Annotated in this window: 21 protein-coding genes; 8 read left to right on the plus strand and 13 right to left on the minus strand. The window is 47.3% G+C overall.

What is annotated here, in order from left to right:
- The first annotated feature begins 8 nt into the window (after window positions 1-8).
- The 3 genes from N4A56_RS13390 to N4A56_RS13400 all read left to right on the plus strand — a co-directional run bounded on the left by N4A56_RS13390 (window position 9) and on the right by N4A56_RS13400 (window position 1,365).
- Window positions 9-359, plus strand: coding sequence for a hypothetical protein (locus N4A56_RS13390; protein ID WP_295548018.1), 351 nt, complete (start codon window positions 9-11; stop codon window positions 357-359).
- A gap of 46 nt (window positions 360-405) precedes the next feature.
- Window positions 406-741, plus strand: coding sequence for a transglycosylase SLT domain-containing protein (locus N4A56_RS13395; protein WP_295548020.1), 336 nt, complete (start codon window positions 406-408; stop codon window positions 739-741).
- A gap of 156 nt (window positions 742-897) precedes the next feature.
- Window positions 898-1,365: a hypothetical protein gene (locus N4A56_RS13400; protein WP_295548022.1), complete on the plus strand. Its 468-nt coding sequence runs from the start codon at window positions 898-900 to the stop codon at window positions 1,363-1,365.
- 79 nt (window positions 1,366-1,444) lie between these two features.
- On the opposite strand, the gene N4A56_RS13405 is transcribed toward N4A56_RS13400, so the two are convergent.
- Window positions 1,445-2,386 (minus strand): HNH endonuclease signature motif containing protein, encoded by a 942-nt coding sequence (locus tag N4A56_RS13405; RefSeq protein ID WP_295548023.1) that lies wholly within the window; start codon window positions 2,384-2,386, stop codon window positions 1,445-1,447.
- Between the two features lie 426 nt (window positions 2,387-2,812).
- Here N4A56_RS13405 and N4A56_RS13410 point away from each other — a divergent pair, with 426 nt between their 5' ends.
- Window positions 2,813-3,979 carry an integrase arm-type DNA-binding domain-containing protein gene (locus tag N4A56_RS13410; RefSeq protein ID WP_295548026.1) on the plus strand — a complete coding sequence of 389 codons (1,167 nt, stop codon included), beginning with the start codon at window positions 2,813-2,815 and terminating at the stop codon, window positions 3,977-3,979.
- A gap of 442 nt (window positions 3,980-4,421) precedes the next feature.
- Window positions 4,422-5,237 (plus strand): hypothetical protein, encoded by an 816-nt coding sequence (locus N4A56_RS13415; protein WP_295548029.1) that lies wholly within the window; start codon window positions 4,422-4,424, stop codon window positions 5,235-5,237.
- 110 nt (window positions 5,238-5,347) lie between these two features.
- Here the strand turns inward: N4A56_RS13415 and N4A56_RS13420 are convergent, their stop codons facing one another.
- Complete coding sequence (locus N4A56_RS13420) at window positions 5,348-5,533, minus strand: hypothetical protein (RefSeq protein WP_295548032.1); 186 nt, start codon at window positions 5,531-5,533, stop codon at window positions 5,348-5,350.
- Window positions 5,534-5,953: 420 nt separating this feature from the next.
- On the opposite strand from N4A56_RS13420, the gene N4A56_RS13425 reads away from it, so the two are divergent.
- Window positions 5,954-6,865 carry a hypothetical protein gene (locus N4A56_RS13425; RefSeq protein WP_295548034.1) on the plus strand — a complete coding sequence of 304 codons (912 nt, stop codon included), beginning with the start codon at window positions 5,954-5,956 and terminating at the stop codon, window positions 6,863-6,865.
- 3 nt (window positions 6,866-6,868) lie between these two features.
- Window positions 6,869-7,591: a hypothetical protein gene (locus tag N4A56_RS13430; RefSeq protein ID WP_295548036.1), complete on the plus strand. Its 723-nt coding sequence runs from the start codon at window positions 6,869-6,871 to the stop codon at window positions 7,589-7,591.
- A gap of 136 nt (window positions 7,592-7,727) precedes the next feature.
- Here the strand turns inward: N4A56_RS13430 and N4A56_RS13435 are convergent, their stop codons facing one another.
- The 11 genes from N4A56_RS13435 to N4A56_RS13485 form a co-directional block, all read right to left on the minus strand.
- Complete coding sequence (locus tag N4A56_RS13435) at window positions 7,728-8,552, minus strand: hypothetical protein (RefSeq protein WP_295548038.1); 825 nt, start codon at window positions 8,550-8,552, stop codon at window positions 7,728-7,730.
- 89 nt (window positions 8,553-8,641) lie between these two features.
- Window positions 8,642-9,832 carry a hypothetical protein gene (locus N4A56_RS13440; protein ID WP_295548040.1) on the minus strand — a complete coding sequence of 397 codons (1,191 nt, stop codon included), beginning with the start codon at window positions 9,830-9,832 and terminating at the stop codon, window positions 8,642-8,644.
- Window positions 9,817-10,506: a hypothetical protein gene (locus tag N4A56_RS13445; RefSeq protein ID WP_295548064.1), complete on the minus strand. Its 690-nt coding sequence runs from the start codon at window positions 10,504-10,506 to the stop codon at window positions 9,817-9,819. The genes N4A56_RS13440 and N4A56_RS13445 overlap by 16 nt, the downstream gene beginning before the upstream one ends.
- A complete protein-coding gene (locus N4A56_RS13450; RefSeq protein ID WP_295548067.1) occupies window positions 10,503-10,937 on the minus strand; it encodes a hypothetical protein in 435 nt (144 codons plus the stop codon). The genes N4A56_RS13445 and N4A56_RS13450 overlap by 4 nt, the downstream gene beginning before the upstream one ends.
- Window positions 10,930-11,586, minus strand: coding sequence for a DUF2586 family protein (locus N4A56_RS13455; protein WP_295548069.1), 657 nt, complete (start codon window positions 11,584-11,586; stop codon window positions 10,930-10,932). The genes N4A56_RS13450 and N4A56_RS13455 overlap by 8 nt, the downstream gene beginning before the upstream one ends.
- A 125-nt stretch (window positions 11,587-11,711) precedes the next feature.
- The gene (locus tag N4A56_RS13460) at window positions 11,712-12,137 is read right to left on the minus strand and encodes a hypothetical protein (protein WP_295548072.1); all 426 of its coding nucleotides are present in this window, start codon (window positions 12,135-12,137) and stop codon (window positions 11,712-11,714) included.
- Complete coding sequence (locus tag N4A56_RS13465; RefSeq protein WP_295548073.1) at window positions 12,082-12,420, minus strand: hypothetical protein; 339 nt, start codon at window positions 12,418-12,420, stop codon at window positions 12,082-12,084. The genes N4A56_RS13460 and N4A56_RS13465 overlap by 56 nt, the downstream gene beginning before the upstream one ends.
- A 109-nt stretch (window positions 12,421-12,529) precedes the next feature.
- Window positions 12,530-12,745 (minus strand): phage tail protein, encoded by a 216-nt coding sequence (locus N4A56_RS13470; protein ID WP_295548075.1) that lies wholly within the window; start codon window positions 12,743-12,745, stop codon window positions 12,530-12,532.
- Window positions 12,703-12,912 carry a hypothetical protein gene (locus N4A56_RS13475; RefSeq protein ID WP_295548078.1) on the minus strand — a complete coding sequence of 70 codons (210 nt, stop codon included), beginning with the start codon at window positions 12,910-12,912 and terminating at the stop codon, window positions 12,703-12,705. The genes N4A56_RS13470 and N4A56_RS13475 overlap by 43 nt, the downstream gene beginning before the upstream one ends.
- A gap of 158 nt (window positions 12,913-13,070) precedes the next feature.
- Window positions 13,071-14,099 (minus strand): phage major capsid protein, P2 family, encoded by a 1,029-nt coding sequence (locus N4A56_RS13480; RefSeq protein ID WP_295548081.1) that lies wholly within the window; start codon window positions 14,097-14,099, stop codon window positions 13,071-13,073.
- A 9-nt stretch (window positions 14,100-14,108) separates the two neighbouring features.
- Window positions 14,109-14,978, minus strand: a complete 870-nt coding sequence (locus N4A56_RS13485; RefSeq protein WP_295548083.1) for a GPO family capsid scaffolding protein — start codon at window positions 14,976-14,978, stop codon at window positions 14,109-14,111.
- Between the two features lie 110 nt (window positions 14,979-15,088).
- Here N4A56_RS13485 and N4A56_RS13490 point away from each other — a divergent pair, with 110 nt between their 5' ends.
- On the plus strand, window positions 15,089-16,849 hold the full coding sequence (locus N4A56_RS13490) for a terminase family protein (protein WP_295548085.1): 1,761 nt from the start codon (window positions 15,089-15,091) through the stop codon (window positions 16,847-16,849).
- Window positions 16,850-17,218 lie beyond the last annotated feature (369 nt).

The following is a 17,218-nucleotide window of genomic DNA, read 5'->3' on the forward strand; positions in this document are numbered from 1 at the left end:
AGGCAATCATGCCCGGTGTAAGAGAAGCCTTTGAGAAAGCGTTAAAGGACAAGTTCACTAAATTTTTTCTTTTTATTGTTAAGACTCTTCTAATACTTCTCACGATACGAATCGTCTCAGCGAACATCCAGCCGGATATGGCACAGCTTGCTTGGTTCGGCATTGTGCTCAAACTGATGTTATGCGGTGTTGCCGTAATCGGCTTGAAGGCGGTCAATGTACTGTTCCATGCCATTCGTGGGCGCAACAGAAAAGCACTCATTGATACCATACAGGAGAACCCCATTGCGACGTCTATTTATGTTAGCGGCAATAGCCTTGCTGCTGCCCTTGTGTTTGGTCTCATACTCTCAAGCTGACAGTAGCAGATTCACACCTAAGTTTGACCGTCAGATCAAGCAGTCTATGCACAGGTGGCTCCCACATCTGGACTGGCGGTGGTACAAGGCGCAGCTCTATCAGGAGTCGATGTTAAATCCTAAAGCTGTTTCTCCAGTAGGCGCGAAAGGCTTAGCGCAATTCATGCCCGCAACATGGAAAGAAATAGCCACACTGCGCGGCTACGGATACGCAAGCCCCCATTCGCCCAAGTACGCCATCGATGCCGGAGCCTACTACATGGCAAAGCTAAGGCGTGGATGGTCATCACCCCGCCCTGGCTTAAAAAGCCGCTTCACCGCGCACAGTATTCACCATTATGTTCAACACACCGCCAGATACAGCAGTTCCTCGGACACATGAATATTCGCACAACCGGAACCTATCGACATGAATTGCAGATAGATCATGATATTTTGAATGCTTTTGATGGGGAGTGAGGGATAACTTAGAATATAACAAAAATAATAGCCCAATAACTGCAAGAACATAAAAAGTACATAGGACTTGGAGGACATTATGCATAAAGTATTTTCAATTTTTATGTGCCTTGTTCTCTCTGGCTGTGCAGCCGGATTGAGAGTTGATCAGCTTGCCCCTATTGATACGTCATCAAACGAAGTTGTTATTTTAAACAACACACAATGGAATACAAAAATGCGAAGAGCATTATCGAAGGAAGGCTTTCACGTAAAACATTTCTCTGCACTTAAAGAAATCGAACTATCCAACAACCAACGAAAAGAGACTTTCAACCTTGCCGATGCTCGGTACGGTTTAACACTCACCCCCGGAAGCACTGTAGACAGATGCTTAGGCGGAGGTGCTGTGAAATTTGGTGATTTTTCAGTCGAAGTTACCGACTTGAAAACAAATGAAATGGTTCTAGTTGTTGAACAAGGCGGATGGACAGACTTTTGTTTTCCAATGGAAGGTACCTTGTTTAAGGATTTAGCAGCAGCAATAAAGACCAATTGGGAAAACTGACCAATGGAACCTTCCCTTTTTCATACCCATTCCAAATATAAAAAGCCCCATTACTCACAAAGAGTATGGGGCTTACTGCTTATGGCTCATATTTAATTCTTAGGTATTTTTGAGAAGGGTACTTCCCGTCTATTGTTTTGCATATTTTTTTACCTTCAAGCGTTCCGTAAGGTGTATCTTTTAACGCTGAATCAATTTCTACTCTGTATGTTTTAGGGTTAATTTTGAGTAGCTTTTTATCAAACAGATTATGCAAATCAGCGCGGAGCAAAATTCCATTAGCCCGTCGATTATTGCCATCTTCATTATGATTTTGGATATGACAAGCATCGAGAGCATGATGCGGTGTCGTTCCTGTAATTGCACATCGATCGGCATACGCTCTTCTTAATACCCATCTAAATTTCCATTGGTTTATTCGAATTCTCGCGCGACGGTTCGCATACCTCTCTGGGTCATTCAACGCCTCATCTTCATAAAAAGAGCTAGTTTTAATAGGTTGATGATGCTTAACATAGCAAACCTCAATCAATCTAGCGAGCTTGGTAATAAGTTCACGCCACCCACCGTTTTCAACCAACAAATATCCTGTTGCAGGGCGATCATTACCAGCCCCCGTTACTTCCTTGCAATTTAATACATACTCTCGATAATCTTCAGGAAAATCTTGAACTTCACCCAATTGCTCCTCGTACTCATCACACATTCTTTGGGGACGCCGAAGATACCACTGAAACTTGTCTCCCACAGGACGAAGTAAAGCTAAGTTCAGCTGAAAGAGTCTATCGCCTGCATTATTATGCTTGCTCCCTATCTTTGGAATCAGGTAGAACGGCAGCTTCCAGTTTGAACCCGGTCCCCACTTTTGAAAGTGAATTGAATTGCCATTAGGCAAGTCCAACCGCTGGTAACAAATACCATCGTCTACATCTACAAGACATCCATCATCTAAGGCATCTTTTAAACCTTCCATTATGCTATAGCCAAGACCAGCTAATTCGTCATAGACCCCTTCACTCATTCCAACCTCCCACTAAAGAACAGAATGCCAGCAATACGAGTTACTCAAATTTCATACGTGATTCACTTCAACATCCAAAAAATAAACTGCGAACACATGCAATCGAAAAATGTGTAACACACCGTAAAACAAAGCTTATGAACAAACAACCATTTCGCTCTGATGCCTCGAAATCGTGCTTAGGTGTCAAAGCCTAACGAGGGTCGAATCCCTCTCTCTCCGCCAAATCATGATCCTAAGGGGTTTCTGAAGAGTACCAAATCTTCGGAACCCCTTTTGTTTTGAGGCTTTGGCACTTCCGGTGGTTTCAAGCGCCCTCATGGCAGCCCGCATAATCTGGGGGTACATTTTGGGGTACGTCGTGATATGCTCAAAATCTTGGGGGTACATTTTCATAAAAGCCTGAAACCCACGGGAGACGCCACTTTGCTAACAGAATCAAAAATACGAAACCTCAAACCGGAAGCGAAAACAAAACGCTATTTCGATGGGCACGGCCTGTATTTGAAAGTCCGAAAGAATGGTTCTAAATACTGGCGCTGGAAGTATCGTTTTGGTGGAAAAGAAAAGCTACTTGCCTTCGGAGTGTACCCAACAGTCACGCTCAAGGCTGCACGCTTTAAACGAGACGACGCCCGCAGAACGCTACTCTCCGGTGCCGACTCCGCCATTGTCAAAAATCAACAAACCACCGCGCCAACCTTTCAAGCAATAGCCGAGCAATGGCTTGCACGCCAAACGCACTGGGCAGCAAACCATCGACGCACAGTTGTACTACGACTCCACAAGGCCATCTACAATACTATTGGCTCCGTCCCAATAACAGAATTGCAGCCTATCGATTTTCTCACAGCGTTACGGCGCATTGAAAGCAGAGGCTCGCACGTGACTGCGCACAAGGTTAAGGGCGTATGTTCGCAGATATGCCGTTTTGCGGTCGCAGCTTGCATAATTCCAAGCGATCCCACCCGCGACCTTAAAGGAGCGCTTACAACGCCTACACACGGTAAATTTTCTGCATTCACCACACCGCAGCAAGCCGGAGAAGTTATGCGCGCCCTTCGCAGCTACAACGGCTATGTTGTTTCAAAATTTGCTCTGCTACTTACCGCCTATACTTTTCCCAGACAAAAGGAGCTGCGCCACGCTGAGTGGACTGAAATAGATCTGCAGCGCGCTCTATGGATAGCACCCGCAGAAAAAATGAAAATGAAACGCGAACACGTTGTGCCGCTCTCCACCCAGTCGCTCGACCTGATCCGCACGCTGCAAACAGTCACCGGTGGTGGCAAATATCTTTTTCCATCTGTTCGCACAGCATCGCGCCCTATGAGTGAAGCAACTTGCTTGGCTGCCCTACGCCGTATGAGATTTACTAAAGAAGAAATAACAGCGCATGGCTTTCGCGCCATGGCATCGTCAATTTTGAATGAAGCAGGCTACAATCCAGATGTAATAGAAATGCAGCTGGCGCATGCTCCGGCTAACAAAATTCGTGCAGCATACAACCGCGCTCAGTACCTGCCAGAGCGATGCAAATTAATGCAAGACTGGGCAGACATGTTAGACGCCTTCGAATCGCAGGAAAGCTAGGCTAGATGCGGCATTGCAGGCAGCGAATAGAAACACGCTTGCATAGCGCATTTCTGTTTGTGGCTTGAAGATTCAAACAAAAAAACAAGACAAGCTCATAACTTTCGGCAAGTTATGAGCTTTTTCTTTTATCGCAAGCAGTTGACTCTTTTGCACTACTTGGCAAAACATTGCAAAAAGTGCAATTGGCTATTCCATCATAAAACCCAGTACTGGCGGGCTCTGGCACACTGTTTTGCACCCTTCGCTAATTGCAAAAAAATGACAAAAAAATGCTCGAAGGCGGGAGCGAAGGAGTGTTTTTGATTCTAAGATATACTTTTTTCACTTACATCTCGACACCCTATTGCACAGATCCCTCAAAAAGCGCACAGTCCCTTGCTGCATACATGCTTTAACATTCTACGCTGGCAACTCACGCTACTACGAGGGACAAATAATTATGACATTATCAACGCCATCACTTCCGAAGACTAAAGCCGACACATCATACGACTCAGAATTAATGAAACTTTCTCACTATCAAAAGTATCCAAATATGATTCCTTGGATTGGTGAATATTACTCTTCTTTTTCTCCCAAGATATTTGTCATTGGCGAGAGCCATTATTTAGACAAAGGTGATACATATCACCATGCTGCTGAAGATTGGTATGCTGGTATTCCAATTGAAAAACGTGCTAACAAAGGTTGGTACAGCACTAGAGAAATCATCGGGTCAAATGTTGAAAAAATAGCCAATAACGGCAAGTGGAGACTGAAATCTCATTCTATTTATCGCAATATTGATTCAGCTCTAAAAGAATTTATTCCAGCATTAACCTACACTCCTTCAGCATTTACCCATATTGCGTTTATGAACTACTTTCAACGCCCCGCTCAAGTTACTGGTGACTCGATTAAGGTCACCGAACTCGACAGGAAAATTAGCTATGATGTTTGCTTAACAGTTGCCAAGCAACTTCGCCCAGACCTTATTGTTTTTACAAGCTCTCTTGCATTTAGAACCGCAAAAAAATCTGGATTCATAAATGAGCTAGCTGACAACGGGGCACTTGTCGGTGCTGTCCCTCATCCTAGTTGCCCGTGGTGGTATCGAAAAAATAAAAAAGGTCTTACGGGAAAAGAAAAATTTAAAAACTACTTAGATCAAGGTAGGGGACTTTTCATTTGCTTTCTCTTTCTATTCAGTAATCCGTTCTCCCGCTCCATCAAAATGGGCGGCGGCATCGTCTACGGCTTTTTCCATGCTTTTTAGGATGAAAATTAGCTCTGGGTACTTATCGCCGAATTCTTCATGCATCATGTTTAGGGAACGGGCGATGTTGTAGAGAGTCATTACGTGATCTGTTTGCTCTACTTGCTGACTCATGCTGCTACCCTCCGCTCTACGGTGTTAGCGAGCTCGATGAGCTTGTCTGCAATGTAGTCCAGCGCGAGGCTGCTTTCTGCTGTGGAAGTGTCTTTGCGGATCTGTTGGAGCGTTGCAGCTGCGTCGCGCAGCTCGTCCATGCTTGGAAGCATTCCGGTTGGAATGGTGGTAGATTGTGCCATTTGGCAACTCCTGAGTGTTGTTTGAGTTTATGAGAAGTTGTCCATAACCAATAAAAAAGGTCGGGAGTTCTCAAACCGCACTCAGCACGGCAGAAGGCTTTCCCCTTGCGGGTATTATATGACCTTCGTACTCCCGACCAAAATATTTGGCGAATATGTAATTCAAGATGCTTCCGATCACAAGATGCACTATTCCTAGGGACTGTGCATTTTGGTCATTAGACGCAAAAAAAAACCACTTCTTACGGGAGCGGATAAGCCGCTGAGTGTCAAAGGTGTTTGAGATCACCTAGGGGAGAATATGCCGAAGTTTGCAAGCAGGGTCAAGTAGGAAAGAAATTTCAGGAAACGTAATATGCTATCTTGAAAGAGTTTTTAGAAAGACATACAATTCTCAAAAATCCACTAGGAGCCTTCTCTGTGCAATATTCCTTCTTAAATAAAACAAAAATTCTTTTTCTACGAATTACAAAATTTTCAATAGCTGCGTCACTCATTTTTATCCTCCTAGTACTCCTTAGTGTAATCTCTCCAGATATAAATACTCTTGGTAAGAAAGTGATTACAATAGTAAGTTCAGATGAAGAGCTTTTAATCTCTATCGTGCTAATATCTTGTGGAATCGTAGGAACATTTTTAGCTTTTTATCAAAATGTTTTTCAACAAGCTGATCTCGAGCGAAAGAAAGACATCCATATTACATATGCAAAAAACAACAGGCCTGACTCCGAAAAAAGAACAGAACAAACTTCTGAACCATATACTCAGCAATCACTTTTTGACCAAATATCACAAAGCTTGACTCAACAAGTCTTACTTTTTGATAGAAAAGCTTCGATAATGCTTGAGCAAGGAATTAAAATTGCTATCTCAGGCGTTTTACTTCTCTTAGCAACAATCATTCTATGGAACTATTTTCTACAATATTTAGGTAGCGCTGCAAGAACAGAACACTTTATAGGGATAGTTTCGTGCAGTTTAGTTTTTGTTTTTCTTCAAGCACTTGCGGTCTGGTGCTTAAAACAACACAGAGCATACGTTGATGCTTCTCTTTACGTCACCAAAATTCGTTCTATTTTTGAACGTAAAATGCAGGCTTATCTTTTAATCAAAGAATTTTCTCAAGGTAAAGAAGGCTACCATAAACTACTCGACAATTTCTTAACCGACATTGAATGGCCACCAGAACCACTAAGCGCAAAACAACAAACTAGCTATGCAAAAGAAGCTGCTGCAACATTAACAGAAGTTACAAAGTCTCTCCGCGTACTTCATGCAGCACACGATAAGCCTGCCAGTTCACATCGCAGATATCCTAATCCATCGAGATAACTAATGTCGCTAAACTTCATCAAAAAATACTCAGAAATCCTCTGTCTCGGAGGATTTCTTCTTTATTGGCTTTGGGATACGAAGATATCGCCTTTCACAATCAACCTTAGCTCCAGCGAATGGGCTAGCCTCGCAAATGCTTCTGCCTCATTAGTCCTTGCAAGTATTGGTATTTGGGGTGTTAATAGTTGGAAAGGGGAGTACAAACAAAAAGAACAATATAAAGCTGCTGTTAATTTCGGCGAACATGCAAAAAACTCTGTTGATGCACTCAGACATATTGCGAGTAACTTTTACCTACCACATGAGATACCCAGCGATATGTCAAATTCAGTTGATAGGCATAGTGAGATAATTATACATATTTTAAATTCTTATATGACAACATTTAGCAAACTCTATACTTATCTTAACCGCTCTCAAATCGTATTAGGTGATGATGCCAGCAGCATCTACAATAAAATCCATCAATCGATACATGATATTAAAGAGCATTGCTCAAACCATTACGACATTGGAGAAAACATTAAAATGGTAAGGGCACAGGCAAACATTCATGCGCCAGGCATCAGTCTTGAAGCAAAACAGCAAAGCTCCTACGCGCTCATTCGAGAGCTTGAAGATAAAAAACGCCTACTAAGAAAAAATTTCTTTAAAGAACTAAAAGAAGAAATTGCTATCATCCAAAATTTAATCGATAAACTATTAGCAGAAAATACAATTTAAAATGAAACCTCCCGCCTCATTGAGACGGGAGGTTTTTTATTTTTAACATCAAATTTTAAACCGATGCCCACATCTAGATTATCTGAGACTCAAGGGGAACCAGTTCAACTAAGCTTAAAATAATACAAGTGACAAACTACTCACCACGCTCAATTGAAGACAACCCTTCATTAATCCTTGTCATAAATTGACCACTCATGTGAGGTTTATACTCTGTACGTCTTTTACTGTCTGCAAGGGCAACAGTATCTTTAAATGCATCAACTCTTACTGAGTCAATATAGTTATACAGGTCAACTTCAGCACCATTATTTGCATCAATTAACAATTTTATAGCATTAAAACTGCTCATCAAAACAGGATGCATCTTTTCGAGCGCTTTAGGGTTATGAGAAAGCATAAAAGCCCATCGTGCCCTTGTAGATGTATGACTTTTAGCAACAGCAACGTTATAGGTATCAAGACCTTGCATTTCATAAACAAAAATATTTATCGCCTTACGAAGTTCCTTAACATGCTCGCGACGCGCTTTTAACTGACGTTGTTTTTTACGCTCTGCTCTTGCATGCTCTTCTTGCCTTGACTGAGCATTACGGTTTTTCTCATTTTCATCTTTTTTAAACGTACGCTCCTTCGAGTTCTCCTCAATAATAAGGGCTCGGTCCTTCGCATTCTCTTCTATTGTTAATGCTCGGTCTTTCGCGCTCTCTTCAACAAAAGCCCCACGGTTCTTTCCACCTTCTTCCACGGTTAACGCTCGATCTTTGGCATTCTCTTCAATAATTACGGCTCGATCTTTAGCATTTTCCTCGATAGTTAACGCACGCCCCTTCGCATTCTCTTCTGCAGCAAGTAATTGAGCCGCTTTCGCTCGTGGTGCGACATGTACCACTTCCAGATAGTAATTACCAACGACAGCTGCAATAATCGCTACTAAGCATGAAACTAAAATTTTTTTCATCAATTCTCCTTTGAAAGAATAATATTAGAGATCAAGGGGAGAATATTACCTAACCTTCAATCAATGCAATACTTTTACTTATAACTGTTTTACCCCCTAATCCCCTCAACACGCTCCCGACACTCTTCAACCCTCTCCCCATATCCTGCAATTGCTCCGCTCTGATGCGGTGCGTTCGCAGTGCTGCCGGATACTGGGTGCGTGTGACTGGCTAGTACCATTGCGAGGTCATGCAGCGCCTTCCACACCTTATCCATTTCATCCAACAGCGATACGCCACCAGCTGCGCCGCTGCTTCCAATTTTAATCTTTGGCGCGGCTATGGTGAACACGCTCCCTGCAGAGTGGGTGGTTGTCGATTTCGACGCCACAGAATGCGCGCCGCCGACTGTTACATCGCTATTACCTTCTATAGACTGCGTAGCGTTGCCGCTGATCTGCTGCGTGGAGTTGCCGCCGATTGATTCTGTACTGGTTCCGGCGATGGTCTGGGTAAAGTTTTGCCCGACGGTATTGGAGTCTGAACCTGCTATGTTGCTTGTTCGGCTGCCCTTCACTTCTGTTTGATGATCTTTGCCGATGCCCTCGCGCTTATTGTCTGCCACTATGCAGCGTAGATCACGGGCTGTGGTCAAATTCAGGCTATCCACGGCTGCTATATTTGCTCGCCCGCCAGATGTAATATTCATGGCACCCAGAGCTTCTAGCGTCTTTACGCCGCCGACTTCTTCAGTGCTATTTTCTGCAATGGTTCGCACCTCTCGCGAAAGCTCATCTACTGCTTCCACACAGCGTCGCACGTGGCGCAGGCTTTCATCCGTTATCGCAGCCTCACTGGTTCGCAGCCAGTTTCCTTGCGTATCCGCACTCTGGTAGACTGTGGCAGACTGTTGCCAACGCAAGTCGCCGTTAGTTAACTGTGGTAGAGAAAGCCCCATGGGGTAGATTTGACGAATCACCGGATGATCGGCTCTACCATAGGCAAAGCCCAGAACAACCAGCGCGCCTGCTTCTGGAAACGCAAACAGACCAGACTCCATGCCTGCACCTACTGGCACCGGCAGCGGTACAGCCTCGTAAATGGGGAAGGCTTTATCACGCGCACCTTCCGGCGTCAGAATCTCTACATCCACCGCATATCGAGGTCTAAACCGCTCGCTCGTGCCACCTTGCTCCGGAGCATCACACACCTTTACCACCCGCGCATATCGATCAAGATGCAGCCCTGCTGTCAGTTCTGGAAAAGTTCGCAGCACCACGCGCATTATGAGTTCTCGCACTGAATCACCATTTCATGCCCTGTTAACTGGAGTGATGTGAGGCGCTGCCCGTTGAGCAACACACCCGCACGGAGCGCAGGAATTGCCGGAAGTACTTTTGCGCCGGCTGCTGTGACGCCCGTAAAAAACTTTTCTTCTATATCCACTGATCGCGATGCCCAGCAGCTATGCTGCCATGAGCCTACAAAGACGGAACCATCCGGTTGCGGCTGCCAGAAATAGTCCTCTATGCCGAACACAACCCCGAGCTGATCCATGCCATGGTAGCCGCTACCGAGTGTTTGAAAATGCGGAATGCGGCGCGTTGCGTACGGCTGCTCCGGAACTGTGAAGGCGAGATTTGTTTTGTCGCTGTAGGCGCACAGCACATCGTGCAAGGTGGGGTGGCGCAAGCTTACGGGAAGTTGAAAACTGAGGGCGGCTGCCATTTCTCTGCAAAAAATCTTTTGTGTGGCAGCATCTACCGTGTGACTGTTTTCAATGTAGCCGGAGAAAAATAGCTGATCTTTGTTCTGGTTCGAATAGCCAAGCCGCAGCTGCACTATGCCGCTAAGCGGTTTTACCGACTGCACACGAAACAAAGCGCGACCGGAAGTGTTGGTTTCCAGCCGCACATCATCTTCCACCAGATCAAACAGCTTACCGCCAATGTAGAGAGACTTGCGCAGCTTCATGCCAGTGCCTCGTCTATTTTATGCAGAATGCTTTCCAGCATTGTTTGCGGTTCCTGAACGGCAACTGCGGTTTGTGGCTCTGCATCCGGCTGCTTTGGCGCTATGGCTGTGCCTTCGCTCTTTTGGGCTACTGGCTCCGGTGTTTTTTCACGCTTCTCGGCTTTCTCCGGAACGCTTAAATATTCACGTAGCGTGAACGCCACAGCCCACGCTTTCACCCCGTCTATGGGCTTCCAACTGAAGCGATCAGACACGCGCACCTGCTTAATCCCTGCCGCATTCGCTTCACGATTAGTGATGTTGTACACCTTGCCCTCGCCATGCGCTCCACGTGCCTCTATGACGCGGATAAGGTCGCGCAGCTGCCTTGCATCTTCACATCGAATATTGGTTGCTACATTCAGCTTTTTCGGCTTCACGCCTTTATCCACGCGCGCTGTTCCGCTTGTTTCTCCGGAGAGATCTTCTGTGCGAATTTCCAGTTCTCCGGAAACAGTCAAAGCGAGCATCCGCGAGGGCTTTCAAAATAGAACGGTCCACCGGTCTACCGAGCATATCCTGCGGCTTGTTTGCCCATTCGCCAAGCAAGTTGCCTGTTGCAACGCGCATAGGAGAATCTGCCACTGTCACAGCGCGATTACACAAACGCCCGACGTAAGTGCCGAGCTCGTGGCCCCACAGATATGGAACAACAGACACAGTCTCTGCGCGCAAACCGCTAAGCATATCCACAACAGCTTTTATGTAAGTTGCCCATGTGTCAGCTAGTGAATTCAACTTACGGAAAGCAGCAAGAAACACCGTCGGGCGCATGTACTCTGCCATTACCTCGGCTTGTTTGGTTTGCATCGCTTCCACTTCTGTAGATTCGGTGATTGGATCTGTCAGAACAAAGCCTTCTACGCTCTTCTGCTCCATGACGTAATCCACCGCTTCTTTCCACGTAAGCACACCATCGAGCACAAAGACGCAGGCATTCCAGTTTTGACCGGCATTCACTTTTGCAGCTTCAACCTGCGTTTTCAGCACACTGGTGCTTTTGCCCAAAACGGCATCGAGGTCGGTGTCTGTATTCACCATGTGCAAGCTGCCGCGCCCAGTATCTACCAGACCAATGAAGCAAAAAAACGTTCCACTTCCTTAAACGGTCCCTGATTACGGTTAAGGCGGTTTACTTGCACTATAGGGGTTGCCATTTGCACCTCTTATTTCTTGAGTTGTTCTATGGTTCGGCGGGCTAAATCGTGTAGCATTTCTTTTTTGTCTTCTGGCGTTGCACCAAGAAACGGACGGGCTGCGGGCTTACTCTCCCAGCGGGAGGAATGCGTATTGTTGCCACTTAGCAGCTTTATCAGCTTTCCTGCCTGCCCCTGCGTCAAGTTCTCGCAAATCCACTTAATGGAAACACGTTTCAGGCGAGATCCTTTGCCACGCTTCTTTTTGACAGAAACACGATAACCGGCAGCGTTAAGCGCTTTGGCTTGAGCTCGAGTAGCAGGCGCCTTGTAGTTCGGCGTTCCATATTGCTCTGCAGCTCTTGCAGCACTCCATGGTTCTGCAATCCCGTGCTGGTGCCTATAAGGCAACTTTGCCAACACCTCGATTCCCATACGCAAGCTCTGCTGCATCATGTCCACGCCCAAACACCTGCAACCCCTTTTTCCCATTTGGCTTCGCTAAATTCTTCAGCATGCGGCGCTTGATTCTAGAATCCTTGCGCGGAGCCATTCGGCGTCCTTCTACAGTGCGCTGCTGCCGAATATTCAACGCTGCCTGCTTACGCACAGTGCGCGCCATGGTCATGATGATCCTGCGCTGCTCGCGTGGCTCCATTGCCAGTATTTGCAGCTGCTTTCTAAACTTGAGGCGGGATTTTCTATCTACAGAAAATTCAAGCGGGCTAGTTGTCGGCATGGGCTTTACCATCGAAGCCGGCTAATTCTTCAGCAACATCGATGGGCACATCTGCCACACGCCAACGCTTGCCGTTAAAAGGAATGCTGCCGTTTTCATCCGGCACTATCTACAGCGGTTCTTCAAACTCTATGGCGAGATCAACATCCGCGGTAAAGTCATCGTTCAAGCTTGCATCTACTTCCGGATCTGCAAGACCGGTATGGTCGCATTCTTTGTCGTGATCATGCAGCCAGCCCATTACGAGGAGAAGCAATACGCTACTGCTGCCGTTAAAGGCTTCTACCTGAATGAGCGCGTCATACTTGAATACGCCCAGTTCCACGCCATGTCCTGAATCGCGCCCTGTGGGGCGAGTGCCTTATCGAGCAAAGCGCCAAGCTGCTGATTACCAATCAAGCCCATAGGAGCTACCTTGAACGTATCCGGTGCTTCCAGCTCTGCTTCTGCCTGTTCACGCGCTGCGCGTATATTCTCTTGGTGAGAAAGCATTAAGCTCATAAAATTCTCCAAATCAAAATTATCTAAAACTGAGCCAGCTTTGTGCAGTGCAAGGAGCGTAGCAACTGACAAGCTCGAAGCGTATCAAGACATACGTGAGAGTTTGGCAGTTGTGAGCAACGCAGCAATGTGCGGAGCTGGCATCAGTTTTACACCCAGCCATCGCCGGCTTCATTCGGCAGCTTCACATTATCAAACTCAACTGCAACCAACTGCTCTACGTCCTCAACTACGTAGCCCTCGTTACGACTGTTGAAGTCTTCCACGCGGTCTTTTTCCGGCTTGTCTTTGATGTGACGACGCCATTTACCGTCCTGATAATAGATGGAGAGGTTCTTGTGGTTAGTGATGGTAAGACCGCGTCCTGAGTAGTTAGACGGAGTCTCCCACGGCAGCCCGCCGATGGTTGCCATGGCTGTGTTCATGGCGTTCTTTTCTGTCGGAGTACCTTTAACGGCTAAAAGCAATGCGGCGCGCTCGCGCGCAATAAGCTCATCACCCACCATTACGACCAAGCCTTTGCGCTTCCATTTCGGGATGCCCTGCAGCATGTCGTTAACGGCAAGATCAAGGTTGGCGTAGTCGCCACCTTCGCCAATGCGAATTTCGCCGGCTACTTTACCCTGAGAGATAATGTTCTCCGGCTTGCGGTCGCGCATGTACTGGAACCAACCAGGGAGCACATCCTGCATGAGCGGGTATTTAGAAAGATCTGTATCTTTGGCGGCGTGTGTACCGTACCAACCAACAAGCTCGCGGTCGTTTGCAATCTGCGACTGCACGTTGCTTGTGTAGCGATCGTGGAAATCTGGGAACTTCGCCCACACGTCCATGGTCTTATAGGTCATGTACACATCACTGTTCACTTGGTGCAGCTGGTACTCGTACGGCTCCATACCAAGCACATCGCGCGGCATGCGCTCTTTACCGTCCACACTGGTATCTGTTCGACCAGAAACGGGACCGGTAACGCAGCCTAAAATATTCTGCCCCTGCAGCTCGTCTACTGGGATAACGTTGATCTTCGGCAGGAAGGTAGACTGCTCTACAATCTTATCTTGAAGCTTTTGCTGAACTGTCGGGGTAAGAGAAAACTGCTGCTGAACGGAAGGAACGCCGTAGCCTTCGCAATAAGCTTTGCAAAGGGCATTGAAGGCTTGTCTTGTTAATGTATTCAACCGTGCCCCCTAAATGAGTGCGTTGCCGCTGGCAGGGTTGGCGTTTTCCGGAACGGATGTTCCGCCGGCTGCACCTTCCATGCGCTGCGCCATTGCGCCGAACTGCTCAGAAAGTTTTGTCATGCTGTTTACAAGCGGCTCCAGCTGCGCGGAGAAGTTATTCTCCGGTTCGGTCTTAACCGGTTCCTGCGCCAGTTCCGGTGCTTGCGGCGCTGCCTGCTGGCTTTCAAACTTATTTGCCAAGCCGTTAACGGCGCTTTGGGTATCGGTTAAAGCATTAAGCAGCTGCTTAAACTGGTCGTCCTTCATGCTTTCCTCTTGTGTTTCTGGTTCTGTGATATTGCTGCCGAACAGCGCAGCGCCCAGACGCTGGAATAAAGAATAGGCTTCTGGCTTTTGTTCGTCCGGCTGCGCTGCGGCAGCAAAAAAGGATGGTAGCTCTACGCCGGCGTAAAATTCTCCGGCTTGCTCGCTATGCTTGGTACGCTGTGCGGTGAACAGGCGAATCTGCTCGGTTCCGAGCGAGGCAGGTGTGTCGGTAATGGCAATACCGGCTAGGTACGCCTTACCGGAGTTAGCAAAGTTGTCCCAAATTTCTATGGAAGAATAGAGCTTCTGCCCTTCCTTATTCTTCTCCAAAAAACGCCAGCCCGGCTTAAATTTGGCGTATAGCTCCACCAGTTCCCCGTTTTCGCGTGCTTCCACTGCGGCTACGGTTCCGTGGTTGCCAAAAAAGCGTTCGTGCTCCGGCCAAATTACGGCTTCGTACGTGCTTGGACTGTAGGATTCTGCAATCTCGCGTAAATCCTGTGGCGCAATTTCGCGCCCGTCCATTGTAGTGCCGGACTGTGCAACTTTGATAAACTCTGTGTATAACATGACGTAACCATACACGGATGCATGCATGTTACAACGTAAGCGAATCCTATATATAGATTGTAGGACTGTAGAATGGGGAGATATAAAGGAAGGATATGTACTGTAGCGCAATGCCGCAGTATCCTGAAGAAATAAAAATAGCAGCGCGTGACTTGTTTTTGCGTAAACACACCATTGCAGAAATTCACACAATGCTCAACTTGTCTAAACGCACGCTCTACCACTGGAGAGATAAAGACGGTTGGGACAATCTACTACAGCACGAAAGCACCATCAACGCCACCAAGCGCCGCCTTGTGCTGCTTACAGGCAAGGAGAATAAGGACAAGACAGACCTTGCAGAGCTGAACACGCTTGTCTCTATTTTAGAGCGCCTGCAAAAGCTTGATGAACGCAGACGCAACGCAGAATACGGAGCTAATCCGCAAGACGATGACGGAAAACCAAGACGCTCCAAGGACAAGAAGAAGCCCAAAAAGAAGATTAAAAACGACGTATCGCACCTTACTGCAGAAGACTTTGCAGAGAAGCTTCACGGCGACTATTTCGTGTATCAGCACGAGCTGCGCGAAGCCAAGCGCTACCGCAACCGCTTCATTCTTAAGTCCCGCCAGATCGGTGCCACGTGGTACTTTGCGCAGGAAGCGTTTGAGGACGCATGCCTCACTGGCGACAACCAGATATTTCTTTCCGCCACACGTGCGCAGGCAGATGTTTTCCGCTGCTACATCATCGCCATTGCCAAGCAAAAGTTCGACATTGAACTGAAGGGGAAAGACAAGCTGGAACTACACACAGCGCACGGCACAGCCACGCTCTACTTCCTTTCCAACAACTCCAAAAGTGCGCAGTCGTACCACGGGCATGTATATATTGACGAGTGTTTCTGGATTAACAAATTCAGCGAGCTCTACAAAGTTGCCACCGGCATGGCGACACACAAAAAGTGGCGGCGCACCATATTTTCCACCCCGTCATGCGTCAGTCACGAGGCGTATCCGCTGTGGTCTGGCGAACTATACAACAAGCGCTTCAAAACAAAGCGCGTACAGTTTCCATCCTTCAAGAAACTACAAGCCGGTGTGGAATGCGTGGATAAAATCTGGCGCAAGATCATCACCATTCAGGATGCCATGGCAGGCGGTTGCGACCTGTTCGACATCAAGCAGCTGAAGCTTGAATACAGCCCCGAAGATTTCGCCAACCTATTCGCCTGCAAGTTCATCGACGGCAGCCTTGGCGTGTTCAAGCTCTCTGCCCTTGAGCAATGCTACGCAGACAGCAGCGACTGGCACGACTACCGTGCAGACATTCTGCGACCATTCGGCAACATGCCCGTGTGGGGTGGGTACGATCCGTCCCGCAGCCGCGATGATGCATCGTTCGTCATCGTCGCCCCGCCGCTGGAGCCGCAAGGCACCTTCCGCGTACTCGCCCGCTTCAAATGGCTTGGGCAATCCCTGCGCTGGCAGGCGGAGCTGATCAAGCAGCTCACCCAGCGCTACAACTTCACCTACATCGGCATGGACACAACCGGTCCCGGCTTGGGCGTGCTGGAGATGGTAGAAGCCTTCTACCCGCAGGTAACGCCCATCCATTACGGGCTAAAAACCAAAACGCACCTCGTTCTAAAAACGCAGGACGTAATCAACACAAACCGCATCCACTGGGACGCATCACTCACCGACATCGCCGGAGCATTCCTAACAGTAAAGCAAACCTCCACCGCCAACGGGCACATTACCTATTCTGCCAACAGAACATCCGACACAGGGCATGCAGACGTAGCCTGGGCAATAATGCATGCCCTGCACAACGAGCCGCTTGCAACGCTACCGAGCGGCGGGTCTGATTTCGCAATGAGTGCTTAGGGACTGTTTTGATGCCTCCGGCGGCTGGGCTGAAAACTTTGAAAAGTTTTCCCCCAGACCCCCTTTTAAACTTTTTATTAGCGAGCCCACCTCGTTTTTTAATACATCAGTCAGCTTAAAGGGGACTACCCGAAACAGAAAGGTAGCCCCCTTGCGGCTACCAGCAACATAAAGCAACGGGCGACCTTCGCCCCTAAAAGTTTTTGGAGAGTCCAGAGAACCTTGTTCCCGTAGATTGTAATTTGAAACTTAACACCTTGATGAACTTAGGGCTTCAAAACAAGAAGCCCCATGATATGTTGTCCTTACATGAAAAAACTCCACAATGGAGGGATAACTACATGGGGCATAAACAGATTACATTTGAAG

It is taken from the genome of Halodesulfovibrio sp. (assembly GCF_025210605.1).
In the GTDB taxonomy this organism is placed as follows: Bacteria; Desulfobacterota; Desulfovibrionia; order Desulfovibrionales; family Desulfovibrionaceae; genus Halodesulfovibrio.

Excerpts from the sequence above, each read along its gene's own strand:
- N4A56_RS13405 (WP_295548023.1), bottom strand. The coding sequence starts at position 2,386 with ATGAGTGAAGGGGTCTATGACGAATTAGCTGGTCTTGGCTATAGCATA.
- N4A56_RS13430 (WP_295548036.1), top strand. The coding sequence starts at position 6,869 with ATGTCGCTAAACTTCATCAAAAAATACTCAGAAATCCTCTGTCTCGGA.
- N4A56_RS13455 (WP_295548069.1), bottom strand. The coding sequence starts at position 11,586 with ATGGTGAATACAGACACCGACCTCGATGCCGTTTTGGGCAAAAGCACC.
- N4A56_RS13390 (WP_295548018.1), top strand. The coding sequence starts at position 9 with ATGCCCGGTGTAAGAGAAGCCTTTGAGAAAGCGTTAAAGGACAAGTTC.
- N4A56_RS13485 (WP_295548083.1), bottom strand. The coding sequence starts at position 14,978 with ATGTTATACACAGAGTTTATCAAAGTTGCACAGTCCGGCACTACAATG.
- N4A56_RS13490 (WP_295548085.1), top strand. The coding sequence starts at position 15,089 with ATGCCGCAGTATCCTGAAGAAATAAAAATAGCAGCGCGTGACTTGTTT.
- N4A56_RS13435 (WP_295548038.1), bottom strand. The coding sequence starts at position 8,552 with ATGAAAAAAATTTTAGTTTCATGCTTAGTAGCGATTATTGCAGCTGTC.
- N4A56_RS13415 (WP_295548029.1), top strand. The coding sequence starts at position 4,422 with ATGACATTATCAACGCCATCACTTCCGAAGACTAAAGCCGACACATCA.
- N4A56_RS13465 (WP_295548073.1), bottom strand. The coding sequence starts at position 12,420 with ATGCCGACAACTAGCCCGCTTGAATTTTCTGTAGATAGAAAATCCCGC.
- N4A56_RS13420 (WP_295548032.1), bottom strand. The coding sequence starts at position 5,533 with ATGGCACAATCTACCACCATTCCAACCGGAATGCTTCCAAGCATGGAC.
- N4A56_RS13445 (WP_295548064.1), bottom strand. The coding sequence starts at position 10,506 with ATGAAGCTGCGCAAGTCTCTCTACATTGGCGGTAAGCTGTTTGATCTG.
- N4A56_RS13400 (WP_295548022.1), top strand. The coding sequence starts at position 898 with ATGCATAAAGTATTTTCAATTTTTATGTGCCTTGTTCTCTCTGGCTGT.
- N4A56_RS13475 (WP_295548078.1), bottom strand. The coding sequence starts at position 12,912 with ATGCTTTCTCACCAAGAGAATATACGCGCAGCGCGTGAACAGGCAGAA.
- N4A56_RS13395 (WP_295548020.1), top strand. The coding sequence starts at position 406 with ATGCACAGGTGGCTCCCACATCTGGACTGGCGGTGGTACAAGGCGCAG.
- N4A56_RS13460 (WP_295548072.1), bottom strand. The coding sequence starts at position 12,137 with ATGATGCAGCAGAGCTTGCGTATGGGAATCGAGGTGTTGGCAAAGTTG.